Here is an 18,483-nt window from a genome sequence, read left to right as displayed (position 1 = left end):
GCGGTCCGGGCCTTGCCGCTCACTCGTTCTCCCGCATCCGGACGCGCACCCAGCGGCGCATCAGCAGCAGCCCGATCCCGGCGAGCACCGCGGCGCCAGCGATGATCAGGAAGTACGGGGTCTCGGTTGCCACGCTGTAGAGCGGGGTGACGACACCGTTGATCCCGTCGGCCGCGGCATTGCTGAGCAGCCACAGGCCGACCATCTGCGAGCTGAACGCGACCGGGGCGAGCCGGGTGCTCACGGCGTTGCCGACCGGCTGGGCCAGCAGCTGGCCGACCACGCTGACCGCGAAGCTGCCGATCAGCCACCAGGGACTGACCAGTCCGCTCTGGCCCGCGGGGATGATCAGCATCAGGAAGGAGATCCCGCCGATGATGACGCCGAGCCCGATCTTGGTCGGCGTGCTGATCTGCCGGGTGCCGAGCCTGGTCCACATCCAGGCGAAGATCGGCGCGAGGATGAGCACCGTGATCGGCTCGACGGTCTGGAAGAATTCCGGATTGACCGAGATACCGAACACGTTCCTGTCGATCCGGCTGGCCGCGTACACCGCGCCGATACTGGGTTTCTGGTCGTTGATCATCGCGAAGAAGATCGAGGCGAGGAACATCGGGATGAGCGCCCAGACCCGGGACCGCTCGAGTTCGGTGACCTTCTTGCTGCGCAGGATCACCCAGAAATAGACGATCGGCAGGACGATCCCCACCGCCGAGATCGTGTAGATCACCAGGTCGACCGAGAGCACCCCGCACAGTCCGGTGATGACGAAGTAGGCCAGCAGCACCAGGAAACCGAGCAGGATGGCGCGCCCGATCCGGCCACGCTCTTCCGGGGTGATCGGATTCGCCGGTGCCTTGCCGGTTCCGGCGAGCAGCCTGCGGCTGACCGTGTACCAGACCACGCCGATGGCCATGCCGACCGCGGCGGCCGCGAAGCCGAGATGGAATCCGCCCGCACTGCGCAGTCCGCCGACCACCAGCGGAGCGAGGAACGCTCCCAAGTGGACACTCATCCAGAAGATCAGGAATCCGCCGTCACGGCGGGTGTCCTTCTCTCCGTAGAGATTGCCGACCAGCCGGGAAACGTTCGGTTTGAGCAGACCGGTGCCCAGAATGATCAGCATGAGCCCGGCGTACAGCGTGCCGACCCCGCCGCCGGGAAGGGAAAGCACGATGTGCCCGCACATGATCACCAGCGCGCCGATCGCGACCGCGCGCTGCGCCCCGAAAACCCGGTCGGCGAGCCAGGCGCCGATGGGACTGGTCATGTACAGCATCGCGCCGTACACCGAGACCAGTGCCGTGGCCAGCTCCCTGGACAGCCCGAGACCACCGGAGCTGACCTGGTAGTACATGTAATACGCGAGGATCGCGCGCATGCCGAAGTAGGAGAAACGTTCCCAGAACTCCGTGGCGAACAGGTTCGACAATCCCCAGGGGTGCCCGAAAAACCCGTACTGTTGCCGAGTGGTCCGCTCGGTATCGGTTGCCGTCACTGTGCTGTTCGCTCCTTTGCGTCCGGGAAAAAACTTCCCGGGTACTCTCCTGACCTGGGTACGAATCGAATGCGGCGCGGTCAGCGTCCCGCGCGGATGTGCACCGCTTCGCCGTCGACGAAGGTGTAGTCCACCCGCATTTCGTCGAATCCGTCGGTGTCGGCCGGTCGCAGCGCGCGGTCGAGCACGACGAGATCGGCGCATTTCCCGGTTTCGAGCGAACCGACCTCGTCCTCGCGGCGCATCGCGTACGCGGAGCCTCGGGTGGCGGCGTCCAGCGCGGTCGGCAGTGGCAGCCGTTCGGCGGGGTTGAGCGGTTCCGCCTGACCGCGGCTGGGCCGGCGCACCACCGCGCCCTGTAGTCCGGGCAACGGATTCGGGTCGCTCACCGGCCAGTCGCTGCCGAAGGCGAGCCGCACCCCGCGTTCGGCCAGCGAGCGGAACCGGAAGATCAGTGGCCGTAACTGTTCGGGCACCGAAGGCAGCACCGCACCACCGATGCGGTCCACCTCCTGCGCCCAGTACGGCTGGACGTTGCCGAGGATGCCGAGCCGCGCCATGGTGTCGATGTGTTCCTCGGTGAGGAAGTACAGATGGGCGAGCTGGTGCCGCCGGTCCCGGGGGCCGTTGGTGTCGATCGCCCGTTCGAGCATCGCGAGCAGTTCGGTGGTGGCTCGGTTGCCGCAGGAGTGGAAGTGCAGATCGAACCCCGCGGCGTCGAGGGCGAGTACCGCCTCGGCCAGTTCCTCGCGGTCGAAGAACGAGATGCCGTTGCCCGCGGCGGTGTCCAGGTAGCCGGGTTCGATGAGTGCGGTGCCGCTGCCGACCGAGCCGTCGTACATGATCTTGATCGCGGTGCAGCGGAACCGTTCGCCGTCGGCGCTCTGTTCGCGCAGCCGCACCAGTTCCTCGACGTTCCCACCGGAGCGCGGCCACCACAGGCATCCGGTCACCCGGCCGCGCAACAGCCCGGCGGCCTCGGTTTCCCGGTATGGCGCGAAAACATCGGTCGTGGGGACGAAATCGCCGACGATCGCCTCCTGCCATGAGGTGATCCCGAGCGCGAGCATCTCCTGCTGGCCGCGCAGCAGTCCGGCGCGCAGCTGGTCGCCGGTCAGCGGCGGCAGCACGCGGGCCACGAGATCCATCGCGTCCTCGTACAGCATTCCGTTCGGTGTGCCGTCGGCCTTGCGGCCCAGCCTGCCGCCGGGCGGATCGACGGTGTCCGGGCCGATACCCGCGATCGCGCGGGCACGTTCGCTGACCCACGCGCAATGCCCGTTGGCATTGTTCAGGTACGCGGGACGGCCGTCCACACACCGTTCCAGCTCATCGAGGGCGTGCCAGGCATCGGTGAACAGCGCGTACTGCCAGCCGCGGCCGATCACCCACTCGTCCGCGCCGAGCCCCCGGCTGTAGTCCGCCACGGTCGTGCAGAGCTCCTCGCGGGTGCGGGCGTGCGTCATATCGCAGCGCAGCAGCTCGATCCCGGACTCGGCGACGTGCACGTGCGCATCGCCGAACGCGGGCAGTACCGCGGCTTTCGCCACGTCGATCTCCTCGCCCGGCTGCTCGACCTCCGCGCGCAGCTCGCGCATCGGGCCGCGGGCGGCGATCCGGCCCTCGCGCACGTGCACGAACTGCTCCTCGGGGAAACCGGCCGTGGGCAGCGTGCAGTTGACCAGCGTTACGTTCGGCATCTTCACCTCTTGGTCGTTCCACCGCTGAGCCCACTGACGACGGGGCCAGGCTGAGCGAACCCGAGGCTACGGAAAAGTAGTACTTTTAGCAACCGTCGGCGAGCCGGGTCAGTCCCGCGCCCAGCTCACCGGGAGTTCGTGGACGCCGTAGACGAGCATGTCGGTGCGCAACGGCAGCTGTTCCTCGCCGACGGCGAGGCGGAGCCCGGGAAACCGCTCGAACAGCGCGGGATAGGCCACGTGCAGTTCGGCGCGGGCGAGCTGCTGGCCGAGGCACTGGTGCACGCCGTGCCCGAAAGCGAGGTGGCCCGCGGTGTTCCGGCCCGGATCGAACCGCCCGGGTTCGGGATAGGTGTGCGGATCGTGATTGGTCGCGAGCACCGAGATCGTGACGACCTGGCCCGCTTCGACGGTGACGCCCTCCAGCTCGACATCCTCGGTGGCTGCCCGGGTGAGGGTGAGCCCGGCGATGGAGCAGTACCGCAGCAGTTCCTCGACCGCGCCCGGCAGCAGCGCGGGATCGGCGCGCAGTGCGGCCAGCCGGTCCGGGCTGCGCAACAGGACGAGGGTGCCGAGCGCGATCATGTTGGCCGTGGTCTCGAATCCCCCGGCGAGCAGCACGTGCGCGATGGTGACCAGTTCGGTGTCGGTCAGCTCACCGGTGCCGATCAGTCCGCCGAGGATGTCGTCGGTCGGCTGCTTTTTCTTGTCGGCCACGAGTTCGGCGAGATATTCGGTGATCCGGGTCTTCGCCGCGGTGAGCTCTTCGGGCGAGGCATGCAGGGCAAGCGAGGACGTGATCGCCTCGCCGAACATGGCGCGGTCGGCATAGGGAACCCCGAGCAGGTCGCAGATCACCAGGCTCGGAATCGGGATCGCGTAGTGCCGCACCAGATCCACCGGCGGTCCGCAGTCGTGCATCCGGTCCAGCAAGCTCGCGGCGTACTCCGCGATGCGCGGGGTCAGGGTGCGCATCCGGTGCACGGTGAACTGTCCGGTGAGCAGCCGCCGTAACCGGGTGTGCTCGGGCGGATCCATCATCCCGAAACCACCGGGCGCCGCGGGGCGGCCCATGGCATCGCCGAGCGCGCCGGTCGGGTGACGGCGCAACTCCGCACGGGCACTGAACCGTGGATCGGCGAGCACCCTGCGGGCCACATCCCGCCCGGTGATCAGCCAGCCCTGGTGTCCGTCGGCATAGGTCAGCGGCGTGACCGGGCCGATTTCGTGCGCCGCCGTGAGCCGCGCCGAGGGTTCGATGAGGCCCTGCCGTGCCAGCAACAGTTCCTCGATCTCGGTGCGCCCCATACCGTTCCTCCAACGCCGTGGATTGGCCAGGTCAGGATACGGGGCGGCCGCGACATCAGGTGAGCGTGAGCTCGGCGAGGGTGTGCTCGCCGATGGTCGCGTCCCGGTCGACCTTGCCGGGAATGCCGGGGACTTGGCCTTCCGAACTGTGCTGGTGCACGGCGAGCCGCGGATAGGTCCATCCGGGATTGCCCGGATCGCCGTTATAGCGGGCGATCATCCCGAGGATGTCGCGCTCACCCCATGCGGCCGGGTTCAGCGTCGTGCTCTGCCACCAGTCGAGATTGCCGTAGACGACCAGCGGGACAGCGAGCCGGTCGTAGAAGGCGTTCACGAAATCGTTTGCCGTGCCGCGCATGGCATCGTCCTCCATGTCCAGCATGGGGCGCAGATTCCGTGCGGCGAGCTGGGCTCCGGCGACGGCGCGGAAATGGTCGACCTGGGCGGCGGCAGTACCTGGCCGGGCGAAGTGATAGCCGCCGACGACGATGCCGGCTCCGGAGAGTTGCCCGGTTTTCTGTGCGTAGGTGTCGTCGGTCCAGTCGGCCGCTTCGCTCGCCTTGCACCAGGCGAACGAGATTCCGTTGGCGTGCACGGCATTGGGATCACTGATGGTCTGGAAGTGCGAGACGTCGATGCCATAGTCCATGCGAGTCCTCCTTGACCATCCCATGATGCTCCGCGGAGGTCGTTCGCCGACAGCGACCATCGGACGAATTGTCCGGCTCGATACCGGGCCGAGACATCCCCACTACGTCGATCCGTTTCCCGTCAGGTGCAGTCGATCCGGACAACGGTGAACAGCAACCGAGCGTCCGCGCCGATGCCGGTTGCGGCTTGCCGAACAGGCCGCAACCGGCATCCGTACCTCGTTCTCCGGGCACGGACTGGCGGATCCACTGGATCCGGACGCGCTGACCCGGATCCGGATGCACACCGTCACCGCGCTCGTGGACTGGTGGCTGCGTCATCCCGGGCAGTCGGCGGCCGAGATGACCGACCGTTCCCGGCGGCTGCTCGGCGCGATCCGTAGCCTGTAGGGAAACCGGTCCCTACGCGTCGAGTGTGGGGTAGTCGGTGTAGCCGTGGTGGTCGCCGCCGTAGAAGGTGGTTTTGTCGGGGGTGTTGAAGGGGCCGCCAGCGGCGAGTCGGCGTGGTAGGTCGGGGTTGGCGAGGAACTGCGCGCCGAAGGCGATGAGGTCGGTGGTGCTGTCCTCGATGAGGGTGAGGGATTCTGGTCCGGTCGGTTCGGGGTGGGTGAACGGGTTGAGGACGAAGGTGCCCGGCCAGTTTTTGCGGAGTCGCTGGGTGAGTTCGCGGTCTGGGCCTTCGAGTAGGTGCAGGTAGGCCAGGTTTAGTGGGGCGAGCGCGGCGACGAGTGTGGTGTAGGTCTGTTCCACGTCGGCCGGGTTGGTTTCGGTGATGTCGTTGAGTGGGTTTCCGGGTGAGATGCGGAATCCGGTGCGGTGTGCGCCGATGGCTTCGGTGACCGCGGTGGCGATTTCGATGCCGAGCCGGATGCGGCCGGTGACCGATCCGCCCCAGTCGTCGGTGCGCTGGTTGGTGTTGGGGGCGAGGAATTGGTGGATCAGGTAGCCGTTGGCGCCGTGTAGTTCCACTCCGTCGAAGCCGGCGGTGATCGCGTTGCGGGCGGCCTCGGTGAAGTCGGTGATCGTCTGGGTGATCTCGTGCTCGGTGAGTGCTTTGGGGGTGACGTAGTCTTTCATGCCTTCGTGGGTGAACACCTGGCCCTGTGCGGCGATGGCGGAGGGGGCCACGGGGATCAGGTCGTTGGGGAGCAGGCTGGGGTGGCCGATGCGTCCGGTGTGCATGAGCTGCGCGAAGATGGTGCCGCCTTGGGCGTGTACGGCGTCGGTGACTTGGCGCCAGGCGGTGACTTGTTCGGGTGTGTGCAGTCCGGGGGTGTCGGGGTAGCCCTGGCCGATGATCGAGGGTTGGGTGCCTTCGGTGATGATCAGTCCGGCGGTGGCGCGTTGGGCGTAGTAGGTGGCGTTGAGTTCGGTGGGGGTGGCGCCGGGGCCGTAGGCGCGGCTGCGGGTCATGGGTGCCATGGCGATGCGGTTGGGCAGGCGTTTCCCGCCCAGCTCGATCGGGTCGAACGCGGTGGTCATCGGTTTTCCCTTTCTGGCAGGGCCTTTGCTGGTACGAGGGGTCAGGCCGGGGTGAGCACGGTCTTGCCCGCGAGCCGCCCGGTCGCGGCCTCCTCGTGCACGGCGGGCAGTTCGGCGATCCTGCGGTGGGCGGCGACGTCGATGCGCAGTTCGCCGCGGTCGACGCGGGTGACCAGTTCGGCGAGCTGATCGGCCTTGCTGAGCACGAAAACGCGCGCGGTGCGGATGCCGCGTCCGGGGTTCTCCGGTGGCGGGGTGGTGGTGGAAACGAGTGCGCCACCATCCCGGACGAGATCGGCCAGCGCGGCGGTTTCCTCCGGGCTGGTCGAGACGAGGTTGACCACCACGTCGAAGGGCCCGCCTTCCACGGTCAGCGGGGTGGCCGCGAGGTCCAGGTAGCCGAGGATCCGGTCGGCGCCCTCGGTGCGCAGCCGGTCCGCGTTCCGCTCGCTCGCGGTGGCGCTGACCTGCGCTCCCGCCTGATGGGCGAGCTGCACGGCGTACCCGCCCACGGCGCCGCCCGCGCCGTTGACCAGGACCGTCTGTCCCGCGCGCAGCCCGGCGAGGTCGAACAGGGCCTGCCAGGCGGTCAGCCCGCCGACCGGCAGTGCGGCGGCGTCCGCCAGTTCGACCGTCCGCGGCGCGCTGGCAAGCGCCTCGGCGGGTGCGATCACGTACTCGGCCGCGGCACCGTCGGCGTTCATCGGCAGGAACGCCACCACGTTCTCACCGGTCCGCCAGCCCTCGACCCCGGCGCCGAGTTCGGCGATCGTCCCGGCCACGTCGATTCCGGGGGTGTGCGGGAACTCCAGCGGGAACACCTCCTGCAGGGCGCCGACCCGGATGCCGATGTCCACCGGGTTGAACGAGGTGCCCGCGACCTCGATCAGCACCTCTCCCGCGCCGGGCACGGGGCGCTCGGTCTCCTCGTGGACGAGCACCTCGCTGCCGCCGTAGCTGTGGTAACGCACTGCCTGCATGACTTCCTCCTTCAAATTTGCTTCGATGTCGAAGTGATTCCAGGCTAGCTTACTTCGAATTCGAAGCAAACCGTTCGTTCGGTGAAGTGCGTCACTATGCTTCGATGTCGAAGTAACTAGAATGGGTGGTATGGCAGAGGAGCTGGAACCCGAGCAGCTGAACACCTACTTCGCGCTGATGGAGTCGGTGAGCCTGCTGCATCATGCCGTCGAGCAGCAGGTGCGTGCGGCTGGGGAGCTCAGTTACGTCCAGTTCCAGCTACTGGCCCGGCTCGCCGATGCCCCGAAGCGGCAGCTGACCATGACCGCGCTCGCTGATGGTGTCGTCTACAGTCGCAGCGGCCTGACTCATCAGGCCGGGCTGCTGGAGAAGGCCGGGCTGATCACCCGAGCCTCCAGTCCCGAGGATCAGCGCGCCACTCTGGTGACGATCACCCGGGACGGCCTCGACCGGGTCGCCAAGATCCTGCCCGGACACATCGAACTCGTGCGCGAGCTGCTGTTCACCCCACTGTCCACAACGGACCTGACAGCCCTCGGCGACACCATGACCAAGGTCCGCGATCACATGCGCGCCCAGCCACCCCGCTCCGCCGCACCCCGCAATCGGCACACCTGAGCTCACAGGCGGCGCGGTGCGGCGTGCGCGCGCAGCGCCGGGGCGACCGGCCCGCCGCGCAGAAAGCCGGTGACACCACCGGAATCGAGGGCCTTGCGGTAGACGGTGAGCGCGTGGCCCGCGGCCTCGATGGTGTGCGCGATATCGGTTTCGTCGTGTGCCGCGGAGACGACGAAGGACTGTCCCAGTACCCCGCGGGCGAGGAGCTCGGCGAGCCAGAGGGTGCGGAATTCCTGCGATGGCTTGCCGTCCGCGTCCTTGGTGGTGAACACGGCACAGCTGGGACGCCCGATCACCCGGACCGCCTCCTCGAGCCCGTGTTCGGCGGCGAGTGCGTTGATGCCCTCGGCGAGCGCGCGGCCGCTGCGTTCCATGGCGGCGACCGGATCCTGTTCGGTGTAGACCCGGGCGACGGCCCGGAATGCGGCGAGGCCGATGGTTTCCGGACCGTTGGTGGTGGACAGCAGGAAGGTCCTGCGCTGGTCGGTGCGCAACCCGCCGAGCTCCATCAGCTCGCGGCGCCCGGCCAGTGCGGCGATCGCGAAACCGTTGCCCATGGCCTTGCCCCAGGTCGACAGGTCCGGGACCACACCGTAGACGGACTGCGCACCGCCCGCGGACCAGCGGAATCCGGTGATGATCTCGTCGAACACCAGCACCGCCCCGAACCGGTCGCACAGCGCGCGGATCCCTTGCAGGAAGCCGGGTTCGGGCTCGGCGAGCGCGGTGGCGGCCTCGAGCAGCACGCAGGCGATCTGGCCGGGGAAGCGCTCGAAACATTCCCGCAGGGAACCGAGATCGTTGTAGCGGAACCGGACCGTGCGGCCTCGCTCGTCCTCGGGTACCCCGGAGCGCATCTCGAGCTGGCCGACGAACCAGTCCGCGGTGGAGTAGAACGGCTGATCGGCGATCGCGACCATGTCCCTTCCGGTGGCCGCGCGGGAAAGCCGGACGGCCGCCGTGGTCGCGTCCGAGCCGTTCTTGGCGAACTTGACCATCTCCGCACCGGGAACGAGGCGCAGGAAGTCCTCGGCGGCGGCGAGTTCGAGCTCGGTGGGCCGGGTGAACGAAACCCCTTCGGCGAGCTGGTTCGCGACCGCTTCGCACACCGGGGGAAAGGCGTGCCCGAGGGTCACCGAGCGCAGGCCCATGCCGTACTCGACGAACTCGTTCCCGTCCAGGTCCCAGACCCGGGAACCCTTGCCACGGCGCAGAACCGGTGCCATGTCCTCGGGATACTGATCGCTGCCGCGCGCGTAGGTATGCGCCCCGCCGGGCACCAGCTCGTGCAGTCTCCGCTGGGCGCGCACCGATTCCCCGAATCTCACCGCCGCACCGCCTTCCCCAGTAGTTCGCGTAGTTGCCCGGCCATGTGGGCCGAGGTGAACCGTTCCCGCACGCGCGCCCGCGCGGCGCGGCCCATGGCCCGGCAACGCTGCGGATCGGCCAGCAGCTCACCGATCGCCGCGCCCATCGCCGCCGGGTCCCCCGCCGGGACGAGGAGACCGTCGATCCCGTGCCGCACATACCGTTCCATTCCGGGGTTCGCGGTCACCACGATCGGGCGGGCACTGGCCATCGCCTCGAGCACCACGGTGAGCCCGGAGCCGACCCGGTTCTCGTGCAGTGCCACCGCGACGAGCCCGCAGCGCCGGTAGATCCCGCGCATGCCCGCGCCCATTCGCTTGCGGTGCACCACACCGAGCGATTCGGGCACCTCGACCGGCAGGGTGGTGGCCAGTTCGAGCGTGCATCCGGTCCCGCCCGCGCGCGCCGCGGCGACCGCCGCGACCAGGGTGGCGTGGTCGCGGTTGCGGTCATCGCCGACACTGGCCACGATCGGGCCCGCGGTTTCCTCGGGCTGGGCCGGATAGAACTGCTCGTCGATACCGAGGTCGATCTCGTGCACCCGCCCCGGATCGAGATCCCAGTGTTCGCACAGCGCCGGGGTCAGCGCGGGGCTCTGGCTGAACACGGCCGCCATCCTGCGCATCCCGGTGGCCGCGAGGCGGGCGTGGGCCGCGGAAAGCGAACGCGGATCCTCGAGCCAGGCGATCCCGGAGACCACCGGGGTGCGCCCCGGATGCAGTGCCGCCGGGATGCCGGTGCGTTCGTCCATGCACAGCAACACATCCGCGCCGAAGCGGTGCGGCGCGAGGGCCTTGGCGAGCACGTCATAGCCGCCGAGCCGGTTGCGCACCTTGGTGGCGATCCCGGTAGCCCGGCGCAGTGGGGGCCGGAACCGCACCGCGGTGCGCGCATCCCCGATGCGGTGCAGCCCGTAGGGTGTCGCGTCCGGCACGGCTCCCTCGGCGTGCCTGGCCCGCCACTGTTCGGCGTCGAGTTCCTCGGGCAGTTCGACGAGTACACGCATCGCTTGGCAATCTCCGCTCGGGCTCAGGAAAGCGCGCCGACCGGCTGGCGCCACTTCGGGTACAGCCAGCGCGCCAGTACGGTCACCAGATAGCCGAGCAGCGCGCCGGCGAGCAGCCCGCCGGGGATACCGAGACCGAGGGGCAGCCGGGTGCCCTTGTCGGCCGCGGACGGCGGGGAGACGACCTCGACGCGCACCCGCGAATCCGCGTCGTCGACCTGCTCCAACCTGGTGATCGTGTCCACGAAGGAGCGCGTTACCGCGATTCCCGCGCGTTCGGCCGCACCGCGATCGGATCCCGTGACGGTCAGGCTCAGCATCGTGGTGTTGTCCACGACGGTGGCCTTGACCTGTGCGGCGAGCGCGTTCGCGGTCGTACCGAGCCCGGCGGCGGCCGGTTGCACCACCCGGTCGCTGGTGGCCAGCCCGGCATAGGTGGACATCCGCTGGCTGACGTACTGATCGGCGGTGTAGATATCGGAGCCGCTCTTGCTCGGTCCCGGGGTGGCGAGGATCTGGGCGGTCGCCGTGACCGGGCGGGTACCGAGATAGAGCGAGACGCCGAGCATCACCAGCACACCGAGCAGTGCCCCGGCCAGTGTGGCGGTCAGCCACCAGTTATCGCGCAGCCAACGCATATTCTCCTCCTTCTGCTCGCGCGCGGTCGCGCCAGTGCGCGGCGAACCGGGCGCGCCGGTGTGCCCGGGCGTGGGGTTCGGCCGCCGGGATCCACCGGGCGGCGAGTAGCAGGGCGGCCAGCAGCACGGCCGTGCCGATGACGTATTCCCGCGCGATGAGGGTGGTCTGGAAGATACTCACCGCGGCCACCAGCGCCAGGCCGAAACCGAGCGCCACCGTGGCCGGAGCTCCCGGCGCCCGTGCCCGCCAGCTGTGCGCGGTCACGGTGATCGCCCGGACCCCGAGCGCGCCGAAGGCGAACAGCCCGGCAAGGCCGAGGGACAGCCAGATCCGCAGATACTGGTTGTGCATATAGGGCCGGTCGTCCACCCGCAGCCTGCTCATCACGTCGTCATAGGTGATGAAGGTGCCGCCATAGGTTACCCCGAGCCCGGTGCCCAGCAGCGGCCGCTCGCCGAGCGTGGACCAGGCCGCGCTGTTCTCCTGCAGGCGATCGGTGAGGCTGTCCTCGGCCAGCGCTGCCCCGCTGACCAGACTGTTCACCCGCTCGGCGAGCGCGTCCCCGGTGCGCCCGAGTGCCCCGGAAAAGGCGATGCCGAGCACCAGGCCGCCGAGGACGATCAGGCCGATCCCGCGCCGCACGATACCGCGCAACCCGCCGCGCAGCCCGGCGATGAGCACGATCCCGGCGAGCAGCGGACCCCAGGTGGACCGGTTGAAGCTCAGCGCTTCCATGGCGAACACCGGCGCGAAAAGCGCGAGGAAGACCCAGATCCGGCGCGGGCGCACCAGCCCGGAACACAACAGGATCAGCAGCGGGCCGCAGAGCATCAGGACCGGACTGTTCAGTCTGCTGACATCCGAGGCATCGCTTCCGGTGAGCACCTGGGTCCGTTCATCGGCGAGCAGCGGAGCGAGCCCGAGCCCCGCGGCGAGGATGGCCGCCGCCGCGGCGGCAGCGCCACCGAGGAGCAGCAGGGCGAGCAGTTCGGTGAACCGCCCGGTGAACGCGCGGTAGAGCACCGGGAGCGCCAGCACGGTGCCGAGGGCGCGCACCGACTCGATGATCTGCTCCGGGTCCCCGCCACGGGTGAAACCCACCAGTGCGCCGAACAGCAGCACGGCGAGGAACAACCCCAGTTGCCACCGGACGGGAAAGCCGTTCCGGCCGGTTCCGGGCCGGAGTACGGTGCACAGCAGGCCGAGCAGGATCGCGATCTCCAGCACGGTGGGGGTCACCGGTCCCAGGCGGACGGTCTCGATCTTCGTCGGCAGCGGGCCGAATCCGAAAAGGCACACGCTCGCGGCGGCGAACCGTGGATCGCGCAGGCCCCGGTATCCCGCAAGCAGGGCAACCGCCAAGGGTGGAATCCAGGAACCGGTGAGGCCGTAACCGAACACCGCGAACAGTGCCGCGGCGCCGACCGCGGCACCCCGGAGCGTGCGGGCGCGCCGCCACCAGCAGGCGAGTACCGCATTGAGTTCGGTGGCGAACGCATCCGTGGCCGCGGGCGCGGAAAGCCTTGGCTCGCGGCGGATCCGGCCGCCGCGCTCGCGCAGTTCGCGCAGCAGCAGCGCACCGAGCAGACCGAGCACGGCACCGAGCCCACCGAGGCGGACGGCGGATTCCGCGCGGTGATCCTCGACCGGACCGCCCGTCGTACTGACCCGGGCGCGCAGCACATCCGGGCGGGGCTGTTCGCGTTCGGCCAGCCCGGCCAATGCTTCCGCGGCCGCCGTGGCCTTGGCGCGCAGTCGTTCGCCGCCGGAGACCGTGACGCGCACGAGTTCGGTTCCCGGATCGCTTTCCGCGGTGATGCGATCCCCTGCGGCGAACGGTATCCGCGCGCCCGCCGCCTCGCGTACCGTCGCGGTGGGCGCCAGCGCGGTGACCGTGGTGGTGAAGTTCTCCACGTACCGTGCCTGGGAACCGAGATCGAGTCCGTGCGCCCCGGCTTTCGGGCCCGCGGTCAACAGCAGCTGCGCGCTGCTCGACGGGCCGCTGCCGGTCAGCACGCCGAGGCAGCCGCCGACCACCGCGCCGATGAACACTCCGAGCAACAGGGTCAGCGCGCGAACCAACCACTCTGGGTGCCCGAACACTTTCACACGACCGAGGGTACTTCACGCGAAAGTGTGGCTACCATGAGCGCGTGACGAATCGTCATTGGGGGCGAACACTACTCACGGTTTTCACCGTTGCCGTACTCGGCGTGTCCGCGTGCGCTCCGGAACCGGGCGGCGGGCCGCCGGGCGCGCGGCGATCCGCCGCGCCCACGGCCACGGATGTGAACGGTGCCGGGCCGGTGCTGCGCGGGGTGAACCTGTTCGACACCGTCTGGTTCGCGGGATATCGCGGGGTCAGCTACGACCCGCAACCGCAGGCGGGCTACGACTTCCTGGCACGCAGGGGAGTCCGGCTGGTCCGGCTGCCCTTCCTCTGGCCGCAGGTGCAACCCCGGCTGCGCGCTCCGCTCGATCCGCAGGCCGTCCGGATGCTGCGGACACAGCTGCGCCGGGCCGCCAAGGCGGGCATCAAGGTCGTGCTCGACGCGCACAATGGCTGCCATTTCCCGCAGGGCAATCCGGAACCCGGGCTGCGCCTCGCCGCGTGCGGGAACGGCATCGGCACCGCCGAACTCGACGATCTCTGGTCCCGGTTGTCCACGGCGTTCCGTACCGAGCCCGCGCTCTACGCCTACGACATCATGAACGAGCCCAACCACATCAGCGCCGTGGTGTGGCAGCGGTTCTCGCAGTCCGTGGTCGACGTGTTGCGCGCCGCGGGGGACCGCACGCTGTTGTGGATCGAGGGCACCGGGTATGCCGCGGTGGACACCTGGGTGCGGTATCACCCGAGGCCGTGGATCCGGGACCCGGCGCACAACATCGTCTATTCGGCGCACCAGTACTTCGTGGACGCCGACTACCCCTCGGGTTACGAGCTGCGCGCGTATCCGGGCGCGAGCACCCGCGCGCTCGCGCATCTGCGCACCTTCGTCGACTGGCTGCAGCGCTTCCGGGTGCGCGGCTCGATCGGCGAGGTGGGCTGGCCGAACGCGAGCAAGGCGCGGGATCCCGGCGCATGGAACGAACTCGGCGAGCGGTGGTACCGGATCGCGGACGCGGCAAGGCTTCCGGTCACCTATTTCAGTGCCAGCTCGATCGGCGAGGAGATCCACGCCGCCTACACGGCCAGATCACCGGGGGACGGCTGCGCGGGTGGCTCCTGCACCGCCCCGCCACTCGGGCGCGGGCTCGGCCAGGCCGCCGTGCTCGAACGACACAGCACGGTGAGGTGAGCGGTGGAGTCGATAACCGTGCTCGGTGTCCCGGTCGCCGCGATCGGGCGGGAACAGGCCCTGGCGCGGATCGCCGAACTGATCGCGGAGCCGGAACCCGCGCTGCTCGCCTTCGCCAACGCGCACGCCTGCAATCTCGCCGCGCGCGATCCTGGATTCCGCGCCCTGTTGTGCCACCGCGCCGCCCTCGTGCTCCCGGACGGGGCCGGGCTGGCCATCGCCGCCCGGCTGCGCGGGCGCAGCTTTCCCGCCAACCTCAACGGCACCGATTTCCTGCCGGTGCTGCTCGGACAGGCGGCCGCGCACGGACACCGGGTGTTCCTCATCGGCGGGCACCCCGGGGTCGCCGAACGCGCGGCGCGGTGCTTGCGGGCGCGCGGGGTGCCGATCGCCGGTACCGCGCACGGCTACCACGCCGACGGCGCCCGGCTGGCCGCCGAGGTCGCGGCGAGCGGGGCGAGCATTCTCCTCGTCGGAATGGGGATGCCGCGCCAGGAGTTCTGGCTGGACGCCCACCTCGGCGCGAGCGGCGCGCGGCTGGGCATCGCGGTCGGCGCCTTCCTGGACTTCACCGCACAGCGGGTACCCCGGGCGCCCGGCTGGATGCGCCGGGCCCGGATGGAATGGGTCTACCGGCTCGCGCGCGAACCCCGCCGGATGTTCGGCCGCTACGTTCTCGGCAATCCCGCATTCCTGCTCCGGGTCGTCGCCGGGGGACACCGTGGCCAGTAGGGCGGTGCGGATCGCGCGCGGGGTGATCGTGCAAGTGGCCGGGCGGGTGCTCGGGATCCCGCTGTCCATCATCACCCTGGCGATCGCCACGCGGTATCTGGGCACGAGCGACTACGGGGTGCTGACCACGGCCGTGGTGTTCACCGGGCTGTTCGAGACGTTCACCGAGCTCGGGATCGGCACGGTGATCGTCCGCCGGGTCACCGGTAAAGGACCGGGTGGCACGCTGCACCGGCTGGTCGGGCTGAACCTGACCCTCTCGCTGGGCTACGCGCTACCGCTCGCCGTGCTTTCCTTTCTGATCGGGCTGCTCGCCTATCCCGGGCGTGCCGAGGTGCAGCTGGCGATCGGAGTCATCTCCATCGGGCTGATCTTCACCACGATCGCCAGCTGTTTCGATCCGGTGTTCGACGTGCACGTGCGCTATGCCGCGGTGGCCGGAGCGGAGATCACCTCCAGGCTGGTCACCTTCGCGGCCGCCGTGCTGGTGTGGTGGACCGATGCCGGACTGCTCGCCATGTGCGCGGTGCAGATCGCCCCGCAGCTGATCCGGTTGATCATCTCGGCATTCGCCGCGCGGCGACTGGTCCGTCTGCGATTCGTGCGTGCCGCGCGCGAACTGCGCTCGCTGCTCGTGGAAAGCATCCCGTTCACGCTGATCGTGCTGATCGGGGTGGTGTACTGGCGCGCGGACGGGGTGGTGCTCTCCCTGTTCTCCGATCCCGAACAGGTCGGCGCGTACGGGATGGCGTATCAGATCGCGTTCAGCCTGAGCCTGCTTCCCCAGGTGTTCTCCCGTTCGGCGCTGTCCACGATCAACCAGGGATACGACCGCGATCCGCCGAGATTCGTCGCGGCCATCGATTCCGGGTACCGGTTCCTGTTGTTGTGCGCCGCTCCGGTCGCGGTGTTCGGTGCCGTGCTCGCCGGGAGAATCGTCGACGCGGTCGGCTCGGAACAGTTCGCCGAGGCGGCCACCCCGGTGCTGCGGTTGTTCTTCATCGCCTGCGCCGCGCAGTTTCTCACCCCGATGATCACCGATGCGCTGATCGCCGCACACGAACAGCGATATCTGACCACCTTGTCCGCCTGCAATCTGGTGGCGAACATTCTGCTGAATCTGTTGCTCGTACCCCGCCTCGGCGCGGTCGGCTGTGGTATCGCGCTGCTGGCGAGCGAACTTTCCGGCGTGCTGTTCGCCCAGCCGAGGCTGCGCCGGATCGGGGTCGGTTATCCGCCGCTCGGTTATCTCGCCCGGTTGCTTCCCTGCCTCGGGCTCGGCGTGCTGGCGGTCTGGGCCTGCTGGTCGCTGCCACTCGTGGTGGTACTGCCCGCCTGCGGGATCGGCTACCTGGCCGGTGCGTTCCTCGCGGGCGCGCTGCCGGCGAGCATGCGCGCGACCCTGTTCGCGGCGGTGCGGCCGGGATCGGCACGTCAGGCGACGGCCGAGGAAAGTCCCTCCCAGGGGTGAAGAATTCTTCGTGTCCGGCCGGTTCCGAAGCGCCAGGAAATGCCCGCTGACGTCGGAAAAACCAGGTCGGGACCGAACGGTCGGGGCATCCCGAATGAATTGCTAGATAACTGATAGTTACCGAAAAATTCACTCGATCGGGATCGTGTAACACGATTGGCCGAAATGGCGATGAGCGGACAAACCACTGGGGCGAATGCAGGAGAGCGATGGCAGAGCACACCACCGTGACGCGCCGCCGTGCCACCGGCCGCCCGAGTGCGAGCGTGGTCCCGGCCGGGCTTTCCGGGCGGGGAACCGAATCCGGTTCCGGGCACCCGTGGATCGCGTGGTGGGAACGCCGCTACCGGATGGCGGTGATCCTCGGCGATGTGCTCGTCTCGGCCTGCATGTTCGGGCTGCTCCTGCTGCTGTTGGCGGTCACCGATCCGGCTTGGGTTCCGCCCTTTCCGGAATTGACCGTTCTCGTCAGCCTCACGATCCTGGTGGTGTGCCTGATCGTCGGGCACGCATGGCGGCCGCGGGAACTCGGCCAGGGAGCCGAGGAGTACCGGCGGCTCGGCCGTGGGCTGGGTTTCGGTGCCGTGTCCGGCTGCGTGCTCCTGGTCGCGGCGGGGCTGCCGGAATGGCGGGTCTGGGGCCTGGCCGCGGTTCCGGCGACCGCGCTGGCCGTGTTCCCGGAGCGGTATCTGCTGCGCCGATTCCTGCATCACGCGCGCAGGCGGGACCGGTGCATGTTTCCGGTGCTGGCCGCCGGATCCGCGGAAGGGGTGCGCGCGCTGATCACGCAGACCCGCAGGGCCACCCATGTCGGCTGGCGGGTGGAGGCGGCCTGTCTGGACGCGCCGCCCGACGTGCTTTCCGCGGAGATCGCCGGAGTTCCGGTGATCGGTTCGCTCGAGGTACTGGCCACCCAGGTGCGCCGGGGCGGTTATCGGATCGTCGCGGTAACGCCGAGTCCGCAGTGGACGCCGGAACGGTTGCAGCGCTTGGCCTGGGATCTGGAGGAACCCGGAACGGAGATGGTGATCTCGCCGGGCCTGATGGAAATCGCCGGGCCGCGGGTGCACGTGTCCGGGATGCTGGGTATTCCGGTGCTGCGGGTGAGTGCGCCGCGGTTTTCCGGGGTGCCCCGGGTGGTGAAGTGGGTCGTGGACAAGTGCGCTGCCGGGGTCGGGCTGGTGCTGCTCGCTCCGTTGTTGCTCGGGGTCGCGCTCGCGATCAAATGCACCGACGGTGGTCCGGTCTTCTACCGGCAGGTGCGCGCGGGCAAGGGCGGAACGACCTTCCGGATGTGGAAGTTCCGCACCATGGTGGTCGGCGCCGAGCGGATGCGCGCGGAACTCGCCGGGGACAACGACGCCGACGGTCCGCTGTTCAAACTCCGCGCGGATCCGCGGATCACCCGGGTCGGCAGGCTGCTGCGCAAGCATTCACTCGATGAGCTCCCGCAACTGGTCAACGTCCTGGCCGGGCACATGTCGCTGATCGGCCCGCGACCGCCGCTGCCCGAGGAAACCTGTGACTACAACGACGCGGCGCGGCGGAAGCTGTTGGTGCGCCCCGGGCTGACCGGACTGTGGCAGGTCTCCGGGCGCAGTGATCTCGGCTGGGACGAGTCCGTTCGCCTGGATCTGCGCTATGTGGAGGACTGGTCGCTGGTGCTGGACATGGTGATCCTGTGGAAGACCGTGCGGGCCGTGCTGAGCGGAAAAGGGGCGTACTGAG

Annotated in this window: 16 protein-coding genes; 6 read left to right on the top strand and 10 right to left on the bottom strand. The window is 69.2% G+C overall.

The window, feature by feature from the left end; genetic code table 11:
• Positions 1-19 precede the first annotated feature (19 nt).
• The 4 genes from AD72_RS10545 to AD72_RS10530 all read right to left on the bottom strand — a co-directional run bounded on the left by AD72_RS10545 (position 20) and on the right by AD72_RS10530 (position 5,155).
• A complete protein-coding gene (locus AD72_RS10545; protein ID WP_031466276.1) occupies positions 20-1,498 on the bottom strand; it encodes a peptide MFS transporter in 1,479 nt (492 codons plus the stop codon).
• 80 nt (positions 1,499-1,578) lie between these two features.
• On the bottom strand, positions 1,579-3,198 hold the full coding sequence (locus AD72_RS10540; RefSeq protein ID WP_156365127.1) for an amidohydrolase: 1,620 nt from the start codon (positions 3,196-3,198) through the stop codon (positions 1,579-1,581).
• Positions 3,199-3,306: 108 nt separating this feature from the next.
• The gene (locus AD72_RS10535; protein WP_031466274.1) at positions 3,307-4,506 is read right to left on the bottom strand and encodes a cytochrome P450; all 1,200 of its coding nucleotides are present in this window, start codon (positions 4,504-4,506) and stop codon (positions 3,307-3,309) included.
• Between the two features lie 55 nt (positions 4,507-4,561).
• Positions 4,562-5,155 (bottom strand): glycoside hydrolase family 25 protein, encoded by a 594-nt coding sequence (locus tag AD72_RS10530; protein WP_031466273.1) that lies wholly within the window; start codon positions 5,153-5,155, stop codon positions 4,562-4,564.
• 181 nt (positions 5,156-5,336) lie between these two features.
• Between AD72_RS10530 and AD72_RS10525 the strand changes: the two genes are divergently transcribed.
• The gene (locus AD72_RS10525; RefSeq protein ID WP_031466272.1) at positions 5,337-5,546 is read left to right on the top strand and encodes a hypothetical protein; all 210 of its coding nucleotides are present in this window, start codon (positions 5,337-5,339) and stop codon (positions 5,544-5,546) included.
• 12 nt (positions 5,547-5,558) lie between these two features.
• On the opposite strand, the gene AD72_RS10520 is transcribed toward AD72_RS10525, so the two are convergent.
• Both AD72_RS10520 and AD72_RS10515 read right to left on the bottom strand, forming a co-directional pair.
• The gene (locus AD72_RS10520; protein ID WP_031466271.1) at positions 5,559-6,638 is read right to left on the bottom strand and encodes an alkene reductase; all 1,080 of its coding nucleotides are present in this window, start codon (positions 6,636-6,638) and stop codon (positions 5,559-5,561) included.
• Positions 6,639-6,679: 41 nt separating this feature from the next.
• Positions 6,680-7,618, bottom strand: coding sequence for an NADP-dependent oxidoreductase (locus AD72_RS10515; RefSeq protein ID WP_031466270.1), 939 nt, complete (start codon positions 7,616-7,618; stop codon positions 6,680-6,682).
• 130 nt (positions 7,619-7,748) lie between these two features.
• Here AD72_RS10515 and AD72_RS10510 point away from each other — a divergent pair, with 130 nt between their 5' ends.
• A complete protein-coding gene (locus AD72_RS10510; RefSeq protein ID WP_031466269.1) occupies positions 7,749-8,237 on the top strand; it encodes a MarR family winged helix-turn-helix transcriptional regulator in 489 nt (162 codons plus the stop codon).
• Between the two features lie 2 nt (positions 8,238-8,239).
• On the opposite strand, the gene AD72_RS10505 is transcribed toward AD72_RS10510, so the two are convergent.
• From AD72_RS10505 to AD72_RS10490, 4 genes are read right to left on the bottom strand one after another with little or no spacing between them, the layout of a single operon-like run.
• Entirely contained in the window at positions 8,240-9,565 is a 1,326-nt protein-coding gene (locus tag AD72_RS10505; RefSeq protein WP_031466268.1) for a glutamate-1-semialdehyde 2,1-aminomutase, read from the bottom strand.
• Entirely contained in the window at positions 9,562-10,611 is a 1,050-nt protein-coding gene (locus tag AD72_RS10500) for a glycosyltransferase (protein ID WP_031466267.1), read from the bottom strand. Before AD72_RS10500 ends, AD72_RS10505 begins: the two co-directional genes overlap by 4 nt.
• Before the next feature lie 23 nt (positions 10,612-10,634).
• Complete coding sequence (locus AD72_RS10495; RefSeq protein ID WP_031466266.1) at positions 10,635-11,249, bottom strand: YveK family protein; 615 nt, start codon at positions 11,247-11,249, stop codon at positions 10,635-10,637.
• Positions 11,230-13,359: an O-antigen ligase family protein gene (locus tag AD72_RS10490; RefSeq protein ID WP_031466265.1), complete on the bottom strand. Its 2,130-nt coding sequence runs from the start codon at positions 13,357-13,359 to the stop codon at positions 11,230-11,232. The genes AD72_RS10495 and AD72_RS10490 overlap by 20 nt, the downstream gene beginning before the upstream one ends.
• 44 nt (positions 13,360-13,403) lie before the next feature.
• Between AD72_RS10490 and AD72_RS10485 the strand changes: the two genes are divergently transcribed.
• The 4 genes from AD72_RS10485 to AD72_RS10470 all read left to right on the top strand — a co-directional run bounded on the left by AD72_RS10485 (position 13,404) and on the right by AD72_RS10470 (position 18,482).
• Complete coding sequence (locus AD72_RS10485; RefSeq protein ID WP_197284923.1) at positions 13,404-14,552, top strand: glycoside hydrolase family 5 protein; 1,149 nt, start codon at positions 13,404-13,406, stop codon at positions 14,550-14,552.
• A 3-nt stretch (positions 14,553-14,555) separates the two neighbouring features.
• Positions 14,556-15,284 (top strand): WecB/TagA/CpsF family glycosyltransferase, encoded by a 729-nt coding sequence (locus AD72_RS10480; protein WP_037345327.1) that lies wholly within the window; start codon positions 14,556-14,558, stop codon positions 15,282-15,284.
• Complete coding sequence (locus tag AD72_RS10475; protein WP_082468851.1) at positions 15,274-16,755, top strand: flippase; 1,482 nt, start codon at positions 15,274-15,276, stop codon at positions 16,753-16,755. The genes AD72_RS10480 and AD72_RS10475 overlap by 11 nt, the downstream gene beginning before the upstream one ends.
• 209 nt (positions 16,756-16,964) lie before the next feature.
• Positions 16,965-18,482: a sugar transferase gene (locus AD72_RS10470; protein ID WP_051898447.1), complete on the top strand. Its 1,518-nt coding sequence runs from the start codon at positions 16,965-16,967 to the stop codon at positions 18,480-18,482.
• Position 18,483: the final 1 nt, after the last annotated feature.

It is taken from the genome of Sciscionella sediminilitoris, assembly GCF_000737195.2.
Classification (GTDB): domain Bacteria; phylum Actinomycetota; class Actinomycetes; order Mycobacteriales; family Pseudonocardiaceae; genus Sciscionella; species Sciscionella sediminilitoris.
Note: the sequence above shows the minus strand (reverse complement) of the source record. Positions and strands in the feature narration are given on the sequence as shown.